The following is a 16,000-nucleotide window of genomic DNA, read 5'->3' as shown; positions in this document are numbered from 1 at the left end:
ATATCAAGGCATTTGAATTAATGTTTCATGCGCTGAATACCCGGCTTATAAAGTTTTGTGTATTTTACATCCGTCAAAAAGAAGCTGCCGAAGAGATAGTATCGGATGTGTTTATAAAATGTTGGGAATCCCGTAAAAACCTTACTGAGATAGCTAACCCCGAAACATATTTATTTGTAGCAGTTAAAAACCAATCCTTCAACTATTTAAAAAAATTCTCCAATATCCATCTTGTTCAAATCGAAGCTTCGGACGAAATTAAGTTTGTAAACACCTTTGATCCCGAAAAAGAACTTGAACGCAAAGAACTCCATTTTTTATTAGATAATGCAATCGCATCCCTGCCTCAGCAGGCTTGTATAATTTTTAAACTTATTAAGGAAGACGGCATGAAGTACAAAGAAGTTGCCGAAATTTTAAACATATCACCGCGTACTGTACAAACCCAGCTTTTCAGGGCTATAAAAAAACTGAGCGTTATACTTTCTACGCATCAGTTGTCTGCAAAATCGGCCGAAAAGGCTTCTTCTGATCACCACACCATAGGACTTTCGTTGTTATAGCAATTCTTTTTAAATTTTTTTTTAAAGCTTGTAGGCAATTTTAAAAAAAACGTTGTCCTATCTAAAAAAAGCCCACTTGCACAATTAAATGGTTAACGAAAGATTTATTGAACTGCTTTCAAAAAAACTCTCCGGCGAGATTGATGCAGGGGAATTAGAAGAATTCAGTTTCCTGGTTGCAAACGATAACAATTGCAGACAGCAAAATAATTTCTTTAAAACCTATTTGGTTAAAAACGAGGAGCATTATTCAAATACCGACTTAATGTTTCAACGGATAAGGAACAAAATTGAAGTTCCGCAAAAAGATGCCGAAGAAACCGAAACTGGTATACCTGTTGATGCGTACAAAAACAGGCAGCTATTTATACGCAGCATCGCAGCCATTTTTATAGCTGGTATTTGCATGTTTGCTGTTTACAATTTTTGGGGCTATAGTTTAAACAACATTAAAATTGCTGATTTACAGCAAAAAAAAACGCCAAGCCGCGTAAAATCAAAGATCTATTTAAGTGATGGTTCAATTGTTACATTAAACTCAGAAACTACATTGAAATATCCTCCCTCATTTAAAGGCCCAACCCGCGAGGTTTACCTGAATGGTGAAGCCTTTTTTGACGTGGCAAAAGATCATAAACATCCGTTTATTGTACATGCTGGTAAAATGAGCATAAAGGTTTTAGGTACGGCTTTCAATGTAAAATCATATAAAAACGATATAGCAAGCGAAACTACCCTTATAAGGGGCGCAATTGAAGTAACCCTGGCCGACAGGCCTGCCGACAGGATCATTTTAAAACCGAACGAGAAGCTTATTTTAAAAAGCACCACTTTTAAAAGGCATACAATAAACAGGAATTTAGTGGCACAAACCCCCGATAGTGCCAAAACCAGCTACGCCTTAACCAATCTTACTTATTTGCGATCAAATGATACCACAGTGGTTGAAACCTCGTGGGTAAATAACAGGCTTGTTTTTAAAGACGAAGACTTTAATGAATTAGCCAACAAGATGGAACGCTGGTACGGTATAAAAATGAAATTTAAAAATTCAGTTGCAAAAGATTATCATTTTACCGGGGTTTTCGAAAAAGAAACCATTACGCAAGCATTAAGCGCGTTGCAACTTATTGAACATTTTTCCTATAAATACAAAAATGAAACCGTATATATTTATTAACCAAACTAATGAATTAAGCAAGCCTATGAAATAAAGGAACCTTTACATACCCAAAAAAAACGGGAATCACCAATGGTAATCCCCGTTAAGATGAAGATCTGTTAGTTATTCATGCAATGTTCTCTCGAACAGAACATTGCCATTTAATCAAGTCACCTTTAATTAAGTAAAAGTATGAAATATTTTAAACACCCAAAGGGTGTAAGAGATAACTATTGGCTATTTAAGTCCATATTAATAATGAAATTGACATTTATTTTAACAGTGTTCTTTAGCCTGCACTCAATGGCCAAAGTATACTCACAACAAAAAGTCACGTTTAATGTAAAATCGGTTGCTTTTGGCAAGGTTATCTCTGCTATTCAAAAGCAAACCAACTATCACTTTGTATTCAGCGAGCGTAAAATACCTTCAGGTAAAAAAATAACACTGAACGTTGAAAACGAAGAAGTTACTTCCGTGCTTAACAAGTTGTTAGCCAATTCAGATTTTACCTACACCGAGCTGGAAAATAACCTGATCGTTATTTCTCAAAAAAATGAGATTGTAAGCGCAGCTGTTATTCGTGGTAAAGTTGTTGATGAAAACGGTGCGCCTGCACCCGGTGTTTCGGTTAGGATTAAAGGAACAACTACAGGCACTATTACTGATGCCAATGGTAATTTCTCGGTAAATGCCCCCGATAATGCTGTACTTGTCTTCTCTTTCTTAGGTTACGAAACCCAGGAAGTAGCTGTAGCAGGTAAAACAGAACTTTCTGTTAAGTTAACCATAGCAGCCAAAAGCCTTAATGAAGTTGTTGTAACTGCATTGGGTATCAGCAAAGAACAGAAAAAATTAGGCTACTCGGTAACAACAGTTAACGGCGATGCTTTAAATAAAGCAAAAGAAAGTAACGTTGCCTTATCATTACAGGGCCGTGTTGCCGGTTTAAGCGTTGGTGCTTCAAATGGCGGCCCGGGTTCATCTGCAAGGGTATTATTACGTGGTTTAACCAGCTTTACTGCAAGTAGCCCGCTATATGTTATCAATGGTGTACCAATGGATAACACACAACGCGGTGCATCCGGCGAGTGGGGCGGTGCTGACTACGGTGACGGTATCTCTAACATCAACCCTGATGATATTGAATCAATGACTGTACTTAAAGGCCAGTCGGCTTCTGCACTTTACGGTTCACGCGCCTCAAACGGTGTTATTTTAATCACTACCAAAACAGGTAAAAAAAATTCGCCGTTTGGTGTTGAATTTAATACCAACATACAATTTGATCAACCGGTAGATAATACTGATTTTCAACAGGTGTATGGACAAGGCTTACTTGTGACTGATCCTATAACCAAACTGGGCGTAGTTACAAAACCTACTACACTTGATTTAGCCCGTAACTCGGGCAGCCTTGCCTGGGGTCCTAAAATGGATGGATCTGATGTTATGCAAATTGATGGTAAAACGCATAAATATTCACCGGTAAGCAATTACATTGATTTTTACCGTACAGCGCCAAGCTTTACCAACACAGCATCATTTACAGGTGGTAACGAAACAGGTGCCTTCCGTTTGTCAGTTTCTGACTTACGCGCAAATTCAATGGTGCCAAACAGCTATCTTGACAGAAAGACATTTAACTTTAATGGAAGCCAACAAGTAACTAAAAAGTTAAATATGAACGTAGTAGCTAACTACGTTATAGAAAATTCAAAAAACAGATCTGGCTTAAGTGATGGCCCGGGTAACCCTAACAACGTACAGTTTTTAGCGCCAAACCAGGATCAGGCTACTTTAGCACCAGGTACAACTGCTAATGGTAAGGAGTTAACATTTACTGATGACAGTTATGTAACTAACCCATATTTTGCTGCCTATAATTTTATAAGCAATGTAAGCAGAACACGTTTGATATCGGCGATATCCGCTAAATATGACTTCACTAACTGGATTTATTTACAAGGACGTGTAGGTTATGATGACAGCAACGATAGCAGGGTAAACATTGAGCCTACCGGTACAGGCTACCGTAATGATAACGGTACCATGAACACCAGCCAAACGCATATTAAGGAGTTTAATACCGATGTTTTGGTTAACGCTAAACATTCCCTTGTTAAAGACCTTTTAAACTTAGATTTGTCTATTGGCGGCAACATCCGTAAAAGCGAATTAACAGGTACATTTATCAATGGCCAAAACGGATTTATCATTCCTTATTTTTATAGTTTAACAAACTTTAAAACCCGTGATTCGGGGCCACAGATAGATCAGGCAAGCAAAAAACAAGTTAACTCAGCTTACTACTCAGCAGATTTCTCTATTAAAAATTTCTTAGTATTGGGCACCACTGGCCGTTACGATTACTATAGCACCATATCAAAAGCCATTGGCCCGGGTATATTCTCGCCATCAGTTTCTGGTAGCTTTATCTTCTCTGAACTATATCCCATGAATGGTGTTGATTTAGGTAAAGTAAGATTATCATTCGCACAAACCAGTAACGATGCCTCTGCTTATGCCAATACAGTTTATTACAGTTTAAGCAACTCGATAAATGGTACACCAGCAGCAAGTTTCAGCAGCCAGTTACCTAACTTGTTCTTAAAACCATTCACTTTAAAAGAGCTTGAAGCAGGTGTAGAAATGAAGTTCTGGGGTGATAGATTTGGTTTTGATGCCACCTTCTTCTCTCGTAAAACCAGTAATGAGATCATTAACGGTAACCTGGATTGGTCTACCGGTTATACTAACCGCTACATTGGTACAGGTTCTACCCGAAACCGTGGTATAGAGATTGAAGTTCATGGTACCCCTGTAAAAAAAGCAGGTTTCAGCTGGACCCCTTCGTTCAACTTTACTTTTGTAAAAAACAAAATTCTGCAAACCGATGGCATAACTAATAATAATATTGGTTTTGGTACCTACCGCCCGGCAGCAAGTTCAGGAACAGCCGTTACAGCTCTTGTTGTAGGTTTAGCCGGCCCGCAAATTTTAGCTACCGACTATCTGCGTGATGCTTCAGGTAAAATCCAATTTGATGAGTCAGGTCTTCCACAACGTGGCGATTTGAAACCGATGGGGTCAACCATTCCTAAAATTTATGGTGGATTAAACAATACGTTCAACTACAAACAATTCAATTTAAGTTTCCTGGTTGATTATCGCTTTGGTAATAAAGTACTTTCAGCAACCGAAAACGCCAGCATTTACAGAGGTTTGAATAAACTTACACTTGTTGGCCGTGAAACAGGTGTAGTTGGGGCAGGCGTTAACCCGGCAGGTGCAGCCAATACTGTAAATGTACAAGCTCAAACTTACTACCAGGCCTTAGCCACCAGGGTTGGCGCAGTATCTGTTTTAGACGGTAGTTTTATTAAGTTACGCCAAATAACCTTAGGCTATAACTTTAACGCTGCTTTCTTAAGAAGTACGCCATTTAGCAGCATAGGGGTATCGGCAGTTGGTCGTAACCTTTGGACTATCATGAAACATACCAACAACATTGATCCTGAGTCTGGTTTCTCTGCTGATCCAAGATATGCAGGTATAGAAGGTGCCAGTTTGCCTTTCGCCAGGACTTATGGTTTAAACGTAAACTTTAAATTCAAAAACTAAACAGATGAAAAAACGATATATTTTTGGCTTCCTGTTAGCGGGCGCTACGTTAATGGCAAGCTGTACTAAAAATTTCGAGCAGATAAACACACAGCCAAATAAAACAACTGCTGAGCTCATTGACCCAAACTTTTTCATGTCGCAGGCGCAAATGACTTTTTCACAAACCGGTTATGATCAGTTACTTTTCCAAAGTATGTGGATGCAGTCACTTTCTTCGACATACCCTTATTATAGTAATGGTGATAAGTATGTATTTGGCGGTGGCGGTACCGGTTATTTCAACCGCACCTGGAACAGGGGATACAGTGCCCTTACATTGGTTGACGAAATGAAAACGTTGATCAAAGGTAAGGCAGAGCTTTCAAACCTTGATGCTTGTGGTACTATTTTACGTGCAATGTTTATACAACGTATAACAGATTTACACGGAGATGTACCTTATTCACAGGAAGGACAAGCTAAAAGCGGAGTATTCTCACCAGTATTTGATACCCAAAAGGATATCTATACCGCAATACTTACTCAGCTTGAACAAGCAACTGCCGCGCTTGATGCATCAAAAGCGGCTCCTACTACCGATTTATTTTACGGTGGCAATATTGATCAATGGAAACGTTTAGGCTACTCTTTAATGTTAAAAGCAGCTATGCGTTTAACAAAAGTTGATGCAGCTACTGCCAAAACTTATGCAGAAAAAGCATACACCGGTGGTACCATGACTTCCATTGCAGATAATGTTAAAGTGATGACGGATGCTAACGGCAATACCAGCAGCAACTCTGATGCGTTATTGGTTACTGATGATTTTAGAGAAGTTCGTTGGGGGAAAACCCTAATTGATTTCATGAAAACTACTAATGACCCACGCATTTCGGCTATTGCGGAAATAACCAATGGTGATGGTCGCATTGCTAATGAAGACCGCACTAAAGCTGGTATTAATACAGCAAGTTTACAAATTGGTATGCCAAATGGTTACACTACCGGTACTATTGCCAGTGCCCCTGGTTACCCGGGTGCAACTCCTGCGGCATCAGCTACAGACGCCCCTGCACCGCTGGGCAAATACTCTCGCCCACGCCTGTTAGTTTACGCAGAGAGAACAAGTGCTAACTTTATTTACACTTACGGCGAATCTGAATTATTGTTGGCTGAAGCGGCTACCAGGGGTTGGAACACAGGTGTTGCAGCTACGCATTATGCTGCCGCCTTAACAGCAGATATGGCTACACTTGCACAATACAACACAAGCGCAGCAGCCGCTGTAAACGCAGGTGATATTGCAACTTATGTTGCAGCTCATCCGTTAGTGCCGGCAACTGCTTTACAGCAAATTAACATGGAATATTATGTAGCTACTTCAACTACGTTTGATTTCAACGAAACATTTGCCAACTGGAGAAGATCTGGGTACCCGGTATTAACCCCGATTACCTATACAGGCCAGTACATAAGCGGCCAGGTTCCACGCAGAATGCCTTATCCTACTACGCTTATACAAACCAACGGCACAAATTATGCCGCTGCGGTTTCGCGTCAGGGTGCAGACAATTTTGCTACCCGTGTTTACTGGGATAAATAAAATTTAATTTCCTTAACAAACAGGGAGACATTATTGTCTCCCTGTTTGTTTTACTACCTTTATATTGATTAGCAACCTTTTTAGAACTGTGTGCCCCCAACCATAAGTTTTAATTAAAGTATTTATGTCCCTTATTAATTTATATTTCTTAAAACGCGCAATCGGCTTCTCTGTCCCTGCTGTAATTACTGCCGTGCTTAGTTTTTCTGCACTCCCCTCCTACTCCCAGCAACCGCTATTTAAGCTGTTGAACAGTAAAGAAACCAATATCAAATTCAGTAATGATATCAACGAGACCGAATCGCTCAACGTGTTATCATATGAGTATTTTTATAATGGTGGCGGTGTAGCTGTTGGCGATATAAATAGCGATGGCCTGCCCGATCTGCTATTTACGGGAAACATGAAGCCCAATAAGCTCTATCTTAATATGGGGCAAATGAAGTTTAAGGATATTACCAATGATGCCAGCCCCAACCTGGGAGGCCGCAGGGATTCATGGAAAACCGGCGTTACTATGGCCGATGTTAACGGCGATGGCTTGTTAGATATTTATGTATGCTACTCTGGCAAAACTGATAACGAAACCCGAAGCAACCAATTATTTATAAACCAGGGCAATAACAAATTTAAGGAAGAAGCCAAAGCTTATGGCTTAGCCGACCCCGGATACAGCACACAGGCCGTATTTTTTGATTATGATAATGATGGCGACCTTGATATGTTCCTGCTGAACCATAACATTAAAAAAATAGATAATATGGAGCTGGCCCGCTATAAAAATCAAACTGATGATTTAGCCAGCAATAAACTCTTCAAAAACGATAACGGCCATTTTACCGATGTATCAAAAACAGCCGGAATAGTTCAAAACCCACTCACATTTGGGCTGGGCGTGGCCATTGCCGATATTGACAAAGACGGATGGCCTGATATTTATGTAACAAACGATTACAACGAACCGGATTACCTATACGTTAACAACCACAACGGTACTTTTACCGAAAAATCAAAAGATATGTTAAGGCATATGTCGCACTTTTCGATGGGTGTTGATATTGCCGATTTTAATAATGACGGCCTGCCCGATATTATGACACTTGATATGTTGCCCGAGGATAACCACAGGCAAAAATCATTACAATTAGAAGAAAACTATGAGTCGTTTGCGTTGATGCAAAACCAGGGACTTTACAAACAATATATGCGCAATATGCTGCATCTGAACAATGGCGATGGCACATTTAGCGAAATAGCACAACTGGCAGGTGTATCAAATACCGACTGGAGCTGGTGCCCCCTCATTGCCGATTTTGACAACGATGGCTATAAGGATATTTTTGTTACCAACGGTTACTTAAGAGACTATACCAATAAAGATTTTTTACGCTACTGGGGCGATTATAAGATCAAGAAAGCAATGGCAGGCGAACCATTCCGCCTGATGGACCTTGTAATGGCCATGCCTTCAACTGCTGTACCTGATTATATTTTCAGGAACAACCACAACCTTACATTTACCAATAAACAGGTGGAGTGGGGCCTTAACCAGCAAAACATTTCAAACGGCGCTGTATATGTGGACCTGGATAATGACGGGGACCTTGACCTGGTGGTTAATAATATCAATCAGCCGGCATCTGTTTACCAAAACACCAGTCGCGAAGCAAATAACACCTCTTATCTTGCCATCAAACTAAAAGGCACCGGTAAAAACACCAATGCCATTGGTGCCAAAGTAAGTGTATACACAGGTAAAAACATACAATACCAGGAAGTTAATCCTAACCGCGGTTACCTTTCATGTGTATCAACAACGTTGAATTTTGGTTTGGGCGATATCAAAAAGGTTGATTCTGTGCGCATTATCTGGCCCGATAATTCTTCGCAGTTGCTTAAAGATGTTAATGCAGATCAGTTGCTGACTATCAACTATCAGCCAACAGAAAAATCATCTGAACAGGCGGGCGTGGTAAAGAAGACTATTTTTAAGCATGCTGAACCAGTTATTGATTTTAAACCGGAAGAGATCACCCTGAATGATTTTAAACGCCAGCTATTAATGCTGTTCATGTACTCCAAAACAGCCCCGGTTATTGTAAAGGCCGATGTAAACGGCGATGGGTTGGAGGATTTATTTGTAAGCGGTGAAAAGGATAGTCCCGGTAAAATATTTCTGCAGCAGGCAGGAGGTAAATACCTGGCAAAGGATATCGTTCGTGGCATCACCAACAATATCGGCACTACGTCTGCAGCTGCATTTTTTGATGCCAATGGCGATGGTAAACCAGATCTGTACATAGCAAAAGGAGGTTATTCATTATATGATCCCAATACTGCCGATCTGCAGGACGAACTTTATATCAACGAAGGTAATGGCCGCTTTGTACTCTCTCCTACCGCCTTGCCAGTACTTAATGCCAATAGTAAGTCGGTTGTAAAGCCCAGCGATTTTGATGGCGATGGCGATATCGACCTGTTTGTAGGTGGCAGGGTAATTCCGGGTCAATACCCGGCTGCTCCGCAAAGTTACCTGCTGGTAAATGATGGCAAAGGCAAATTCACAGCAGCCACTATCCCATTTAATAAAATTGGGATGGTTACCGATGCCCAATGGATCGACCTCAATAATGATAACCGCAAAGATTTGGTAGTATGTGGTGAATATATGCCGGTAACTGTCCTGGTAAATGACAAGGATAGCTTTAAAGATAAAACCAGCGATTATTTTGATACACCTCAGAAAGGATTTTGGAATAAAATTGCTTTTGCCGATGTAAACGGCGATGGTAAACCCGATTTGATTGCAGGCAACCTGGGCTTAAACACGCAGATCCGCGCAAGTGATAAGGAACCTGCCGAAATGTATTTTACCGACCTGGACAACAATGGTTCTATCGATCCTTTCTTTAACTTCTATATTCAGGGTAAAAGCTATCCTTTTGTAAGCAGGGACGAACTTAACGAGCAGATTTACCCGATGCGCAGGAAGTTTAACTCCTACAAAATGTATGCTGATGCCACCATCAATGAAATTTTTAGTGCCGATGACCTGGCCAAAGCCGGGAAGCTGAGCATTAACAATATACAAACAACGCTTTTCATCAACAACAATGGCAAGTTTACACCTGCTCCTTTACCAATAGAAGCACAGTTTGCGCCGGTAAGCCAGGTTATAACCGGCGACTTTGACCACGACGGGCATACCGATGTTCTTTTGTTAGGTAACCACTCCGATAACCGACTCAAGATTGGCAGTATTGATGCAAATTACGGGTGCCTGTTAAAAGGCGATGGCAAGGGAGGTTTTACTTATGTAGATCAGCCAACATCCGGGCTTTCGGTTATGGGCGATGTAAAATCGGCGGTGGAGATCAATATCAACAATATACCATATTTACTGATAGGCGTGAGCGACGGGCCGCTTCAATTTTATAAAGAATAATGAATTACTTAAAAATATCGCTTATTATATTTTGTGCTGTAATAACCAGGCAGGCTTATGCACAAAACACTAATGATTACCCGGATTATTTACAGCCGGATCATGCGGTGAATGCTGTAACCATGGTGATGGTACACGATGTGGTTAGTCCGCCGGTTGCGGCACGCTACTATGCTTATACCATGCTGGGCGCCTATAACATTGTTGCGGCCAACAATAAAACCATACCCCAACTGCAAAAATTTGTAAAGGACTATAAGCCTAATAACAGTTTAGACACCATCCATACCAAATACGACTATAAAATAGCCGCCTATTACAGCATCCTTGAAACGGCTAAGCTTATGCTGCCATCGGGCTTTATGCTAAAGGATGATGAAGACGCGTTCATCCAGTTACTTCAAAAAACCAAGGTTGATCAAAGTATCATTGATAATTCTGTTAAGGTAGCAGAAACAGCATCAAAAATTGCGGTAGGTTTTTCAAAATCAGATAACTACAGTAAATTAAGCGCTCTAAAAAGATATACCCCTATAAAAGATGAAAGTAAATGGTACCCAACCCCTCCGGGATATTTTGAAGCAGTTGAGCCAAACTGGCGTACCATACGTACCATGGTGATTGATTCGGCCAATCAGTATAAACCGGCCCCTTTAATTCCTTTTAGTAAGGATACTACATCGGCATTTTACAAACAGGTTAAGGCCGTTTACGGTATCTCGAAACACCTTACTACCGAACAAATTAATATTGCCTTGTTTTGGGATTGCAACCCTTTCGCCATTACTACTTCGGGGCACATGGCTATTGGTTATAAAAAGATCAGTCCGGGCGGGCACTGGATGCATATAACAGGGCTGGTTACCAAACAGGCGCACCTTGATTTTGATCATTCCATAATGGTGACTGCCTTAGAGGGACTAACGTTAATGGATGCTTTTATCAGCTGCTGGGAGGAGAAATTCTCCAGTAACCGCATCCGCCCCGAAACCTATATTAACCGGTATATGGATGTTAAATGGCAGCCTGTTTTACAAACTCCCCCCTTCCCGGAGTTTACCAGCGGCCATGCGGTAATTTCAAATGCATCAGCCGAACTACTTACCTATTTGCTTGGTGATAACTTTGCCTATACGGATAATACCGAAATTCCCTTCGGCAGCAGCCAGCGCGATTTTAAATCATTTCGCGAAGCAGCAGCCGAGGCATCAATGTCTCGTTTTTACGGAGGCATCCATTATATGGAAAGTATCGAAAAAGGGAACCAACAAGGTAAAGAAGTAGCGAGTGGTATCATTGCCAAAATAAAAAAAGCTGGTATCTTGCCCCAAACTAAATAATCATACTATATATCTACATAAATCTATATAAAACATCCACCAATAATGAATTTTATAACACAAAAGTTGATAAAAAAGGGCACTGCCTGCTTATTAAGCAGCGCTTTTTTATTGACGGCTTTGCCGGCTACCGCGCAAAAAACTGCTATCTACAAAGACGTCTCGCAATCGATTGAACTAAGGGTAAAGGATTTGATAGCCAAGCTAACCTTAGAAGAAAAAGTGTCCTTGCTGGGGTATCGCAGTAAGGCCGTTCCCCGTTTGGGCATCCCTGCTTACAACTGGTGGAACGAAGGTTTACATGGCGTTGCCCGTGCCGGTGAGGCCACCATATTTCCGCAGGCCATAGGTATGGCGGCAACTTTTAACGAAAGCCTGATAGACTCGGTTTCAAATGTAATATCAACCGAGGCCAGGGCAAAATATAACGTATCCACAGCCATGGATCGCCATTTACAATACATGGGCCTCACCTTCTGGACACCTAATATCAACATATTCCGTGATCCAAGATGGGGCCGCGGGCAGGAAACTTATGGTGAAGACCCGTTCCTAACTGCCCATATCGGCTCGGCATTTGTACAGGGAATGCAGGGAAACGATACCCGTTATTTGAAAGCATCGGCTACTGCCAAGCACTTCGCGGCACATAGCGGCCCCGAAGCTACCCGCGATTCATTTGATGCCATTGTGGACGAAAAGGACATGCGCGAAACCTACCTGTATGCCTTCCATGCGTTGGTTAATTCGGGGGTTGAATCGGTAATGACAGCTTATAACAGCATAAACGGTGTACCCAACTCGGTTAACAAAAACCTGGTTACCGGAATTCTAAGAAACGAATGGGGTTTTAAAGGCCATGTAGTAACTGATTGTGGTGCGCTGGATGACGTTTTTTTAACGCATAAAACCATACCTACAGCTGTTGAAACAGCAGCCGCCGGTATAAAAGCTGGTATCGACCTGGATTGTTCATCAGTTTTTCAGGGAGATCTTGTTAAAGCTGTACAACAAAAACTGCTTGCAGAAAAAGAGGTTGACGTGGCGCTGTCCCGTATCTTAAAAACCCAGTTTAAGTTAGGCTTTTTTGATGAAGGCGGAGCTGCCCCCTTTAAAACGTACGGTGCCGATAGTATCCATAATGCGCAGCATATAGCCCTGGCCCGTAAAGTTGCACAGCAGAGTATGGTGTTGTTAAAAAATGACAATAACATATTGCCTTTCAAACGAGGTCAGTATTCCAGTTTTATGGTATTAGGTCCTAACGCCGCGAATTTGGATGCTATGATAGGCAGTTACCATGGCGTAAGCAGTAAAGTGGTAAACTTTGTAGAGGGCATAACCGGCGCGGTTGACGCCGCCACACGCGTGGAATATGACCTTGGTTGCGATTATCGTGATACCACCCATTTTGGTGGCATCTGGGGTGCTGGCAATGCCGATGTAACCATAGCCGTATTGGGTTTATCGCCCGTATTGGAAGGCGAAGCCGGAGATGCTTTTCTGGCCGAATCTGGCGGTGATAAAAAGAACCTCAGCCTGCCTGCCAGCGAAATAGCTTTTATGAAAGCCTTACGCAAAGGCGTTAAAAAACCTATCATTGCTGTAATTACTGCCGGTAGCGATGTGGACGTATCTGCCATAGCGCCATATGCCGATGCCATCATATTTGCCTGGTACCCCGGCGAACAAGGCGGAAACGCGCTGGCTGATATTGTTTTTGGAAAGATCAGCCCCTCTGGTCATTTACCGCTTACTTTTTATAATTCGGTTGATGATCTCCCTAAATATGAGAGCTATAGCATGAAAGGGCGTACATACCGATACTTTAATGGCCCGGTTCAATATCCTTTTGGTTTTGGCTTAAGCTATACTACTTTCAGCTATGAAGCTGCTTCGGTACCGCAAAAACAATATGCCGCGAAAGATACTATCAGTATAACCATTAAGGTTAAAAATACAGGTAACACGGATGCAGATGAGGTTGTGCAGGCCTATATTAAATATCCAAACCTCGACAGAATGCCATTAAAAGAGCTTAAAGGCTTTAAAAGGGTTACCATTACAAAAGGAAATGAGCAAATGGTAACCATAAAGATAGCGGTAAAGGAACTTCAGAAATGGGATTTAACAAAGCATAACTGGAAACTTTATCCGGGTGATTATAAGCTGATTTTGGGTAGTAACTCTGCCGATGAAAAACTAAGTTCAGACTTTAAGATCAGTGGTAAATAGGGACTATACTTTATTTCCACTTTCCAATGATCCTTTTTACTGAAAAGAACAGGGAAAGCATGTGCTGCAGTTCGGCCTGGGTTAATTCAAAAGTGATGGTAAATTATGGCAAAGTTTAGTCGCTTTGCCATTTTTGTATGTCATTAATTTGCTGTCGTTATATCTACTTTGATTATATTTCGTTTATAATAATTTACTTTCAGTTACATTTCCAAACCTGTAACTTATACCTACCTCATGCGTGGTAATATTTACACCGCCCAGGTTATTTGACGATGTACCAAACTGGTAACTATACCCTATTCTAAATGATTTGGCAATTATCGACAACATAGCCGCCGCTTTTTTATCGGTACGATAGTTTAGGCCTATCCCCAGTTGCTCCTTCAGGTAGAAAGTACCTGACACATTCGCAATAACCGGCGATCCGTTTACATAGGAAACCAGAGTTGCAGGTTTAAACTTTACATCATCACTTATATCGGCCAGGTACGCCCCTGAAAAGTGATAGTGCGTGCGCAGGTAGTTGGCCTGCTGCTCGGATGCTGTCCCCAAACTACGGATAGTAAACTCAGGTACCGAAAGGCCGAGGTAATAATTAGCGCCATATAACATTACTCCAAAGCCTATATTGGGTTTTGTTTCGCGCACATCATTCCTAAACTGCGGATCTGATGCATCCAGCTGAGAATAATTACCAACGTAGTTACGCACCCCCACATTTAAAGCAACAGCGAGGTAGTTGGTTTGTGTTAATTGTATTCCCTTAGCAAAAAACGCATTAAATTCTATTTGGTGCTCAACTGCGGCCTGATCATTCAATACATAAAGCCCTGCTGCACCATTAATTGATTCAATAGGAAAATTGGCATTAAACATCACGCTGCTTGGCGCCCCATCTATTCCTATAAACTGCTTGCGTCCCAGTACGCTCACCGAACCGGCTTTATCAAGCATTGAATAAGCGGGGTTTATTGCTGTAAGATTATCAGCGTATTGGCTATAGCTATAAATCTGTTGCTGGGCAAAAATCCTGCTGCAGGTAATTAATACCGGCAGCAGACTTAAGCTTAGTTTTATAATTGTTTTTTTGTTAAACATGAATGCTAATTCGCGCAATGTAATTTCTTTCACTATTAATATTTAAGTATAATATATCCGGTTTTGCGTTTTGTTTGGTGCCCGTCAGTGTATTCCAGCGAATAATAATAAGTTCCTGGTTTTTGCATGGTATTAGTTTTGTTGGAGTGCCCATCAAAAAAGTTGCCGTTATTTCCATAACCTTTTACGTCGTATACCAGTGAGCCGCCCGAGTTTATAATACTCAGGTGGTTATCAGCATGGTTCTGTATACCGTCTATCACCAGCACCTCATTCACGCCGTCGCCATTGGGTGATACAGCCTGATGAATAATGATATCATCGGAATTGGTAATGTTATTTGATTTTTTGGCGACACCCGTACTATTATTATCATCAAGCGTGTGCAAAGCAAGCGTAAGCGGTGCAGTTGATGACGCAACCTTGTTTATAACGATAGTGTATGTTCTTGTAGTTACTCCATTTTCGGCTGTCACTACAGTTGTAACAGTTGTTGCACCTGTAGCGTTAATTGTTACGGGTGTTGCAACACCCGCAGTGGCACTTGTACCATTAACTGTAACAGTTGCATGGCTGTCACTCAATGTTACTCTTTGCTGGATACTTGTAACTTCCGAATCTATCCAGGTTGTATAATTATCTGTTGTGCCTACCCTGGTCAACGGCAAACGATTTACAGTTAGCGATGTAAGAGCCGCATCTGATGATCCGTTCTTACTCACAGTTACGGTGTAAGTGCGGGTAGCAATGCCATCTTCGGCTGTTACTACAATATTAATATCGGTGGTACCTGTAGCGTTAAGTGCCACTGTTGTGGCTGTACCTGATGTTGCAGCTATATTGTTTACTTTATAAGAGGCATGGCTGTCACTTAACGTTACGCGTTGCTGTACACTGGTTGCAGAAAAGCTTACAGATCCGGTGAAATGATCTGTAGTGCCTACC

The 16,000-nt window shown here is 41.3% G+C and carries 9 protein-coding genes; 7 read left to right on the top strand and 2 right to left on the bottom strand.

Annotated elements, in window-relative coordinates; translation table 11 throughout:
• The 7 genes from AC1DQW_RS26385 to AC1DQW_RS26355 all read left to right on the top strand — a co-directional run.
• The coding region (locus AC1DQW_RS26385; RefSeq protein WP_477456789.1) for an RNA polymerase sigma-70 factor at positions 1–563 on the top strand (563 nt) is incomplete at its 5' end.
• Between the two features lie 88 nt (positions 564–651).
• Positions 652–1,743, top strand: a complete 1,092-nt coding sequence (locus tag AC1DQW_RS26380) for a FecR family protein (RefSeq protein ID WP_477456788.1) — start codon at positions 652–654, stop codon at positions 1,741–1,743.
• 174 nt (positions 1,744–1,917) lie between these two features.
• Positions 1,918–5,349: a SusC/RagA family TonB-linked outer membrane protein gene (locus AC1DQW_RS26375; protein ID WP_477456787.1), complete on the top strand. Its 3,432-nt coding sequence runs from the start codon at positions 1,918–1,920 to the stop codon at positions 5,347–5,349.
• Positions 5,350–5,353: 4 nt separating this feature from the next.
• Positions 5,354–6,934, top strand: coding sequence for a SusD/RagB family nutrient-binding outer membrane lipoprotein (locus tag AC1DQW_RS26370; RefSeq protein WP_477456786.1), 1,581 nt, complete (start codon positions 5,354–5,356; stop codon positions 6,932–6,934).
• 124 nt (positions 6,935–7,058) lie between these two features.
• Complete coding sequence (locus AC1DQW_RS26365) at positions 7,059–10,379, top strand: VCBS repeat-containing protein (RefSeq protein ID WP_477456785.1); 3,321 nt, start codon at positions 7,059–7,061, stop codon at positions 10,377–10,379.
• Positions 10,379–11,719, top strand: a complete 1,341-nt coding sequence (locus AC1DQW_RS26360) for a vanadium-dependent haloperoxidase (RefSeq protein ID WP_477456784.1) — start codon at positions 10,379–10,381, stop codon at positions 11,717–11,719. The genes AC1DQW_RS26365 and AC1DQW_RS26360 overlap by 1 nt, the downstream gene beginning before the upstream one ends.
• Positions 11,720–11,764: 45 nt before the next feature.
• Positions 11,765–13,954, top strand: coding sequence for a glycoside hydrolase family 3 N-terminal domain-containing protein (locus tag AC1DQW_RS26355; RefSeq protein WP_477456783.1), 2,190 nt, complete (start codon positions 11,765–11,767; stop codon positions 13,952–13,954).
• Positions 13,955–14,137: 183 nt separating this feature from the next.
• On the opposite strand, the gene AC1DQW_RS26350 is transcribed toward AC1DQW_RS26355, so the two are convergent.
• Together AC1DQW_RS26350 and AC1DQW_RS26345 are read right to left on the bottom strand one after the other, a co-directional pair.
• Positions 14,138–15,088, bottom strand: coding sequence for a PorP/SprF family type IX secretion system membrane protein (locus AC1DQW_RS26350; RefSeq protein ID WP_477456782.1), 951 nt, complete (start codon positions 15,086–15,088; stop codon positions 14,138–14,140).
• A 2-nt stretch (positions 15,089–15,090) separates the two neighbouring features.
• A partial coding sequence (locus AC1DQW_RS26345) for a cadherin-like beta sandwich domain-containing protein (protein ID WP_477456781.1) occupies positions 15,091–16,000 on the bottom strand: 910 nt, incomplete at its 5' end.

This window comes from Mucilaginibacter sp. P5_A4 (assembly GCF_056400605.1).
The sequence above is the reverse complement of the archived record's forward strand: the minus strand, read 5'-3'. Positions and strand labels throughout refer to the sequence as shown.